An 827-nucleotide genomic window follows, 5' to 3' on the forward strand; every position below is an offset into this window, starting at 1 on the left:
GGTTGATGTTAGGGTCTGGGACCTGCCCTTCAAACCTAGTTGTGACGATCTCATTCAAAGGACCAATATAACCCTTAGAGTCTATAACCTTATTGAAGTTTGTTATTCTTGCAGTAGCGCTTATATCAGAGTTCCTTCCAAACTTTGTGTCTTTTGGAAGATCCACTACTTCTTCTGTCTCCACATTGAGATAGACTGTTTTGAGTACCCAATTTTCTTCATCCGTTAAATCTCTAATTTCTAACCCAAAGTAATGAGTGTCCCCAACGTAATAGGAGTCAATCAGTCTTGCAGGAACGCTTTTCTGATTGTAGCTTCGCACTGCCTGAAAAAGGTCAATCTTTCGCTCTGGCAAGCCCTCCTCGTCTAAATTATACAAAATCAAGTTCCAATACTCTCCCTCCATCTGAAGATGAGGGATTTCATGTATCTTTCCTTCTTCCTCTACTATAAAAGTCTTGTACTCATCTGTGATCGCATATGTTTTACTGACAAAGAAACTCCCTTTATTGCCAGACGCAAGGACATATTGGTTCTTATCTCCAAATAGTTGAAAATTTGATTTTTCCCTGGCAGTTCGCATTGTATACTTTTGTTCTTTTGGGGGTTGACTGGGTTTCAAGAAAAGTAAGAAACAAGATCCTGTTACGACTAAGAGGCTTAAAACTCCCAGAATGATTAGTATTTTTTTCCTATATTGTTTCATTGATTTCCTCCTGATTATTTGTTGTTTGAATCTGACGAACAAAGTTTATAAACTCTTACCCATTATACCATATGAGTCATACCGTGAGAAGATGAGAAAAGCAAAAAAACTCACCTGAATT

Annotated in this window: 1 protein-coding gene; it reads right to left on the reverse strand. The window is 37.8% G+C overall.

From position 1 onward, the window contains the following. Positions 1–706 (reverse strand): hypothetical protein (locus HMPREF1115_RS04730; RefSeq protein WP_000816350.1); only part of this gene is annotated, 706 nt, incomplete at its 3' end. Between the last annotated feature and the right edge of the window lie 121 nt (positions 707–827).

This window comes from Streptococcus oralis SK610 (assembly GCF_000257455.1).
GTDB classification, from domain to species: domain Bacteria; phylum Bacillota; class Bacilli; order Lactobacillales; family Streptococcaceae; genus Streptococcus; species Streptococcus oralis_CB.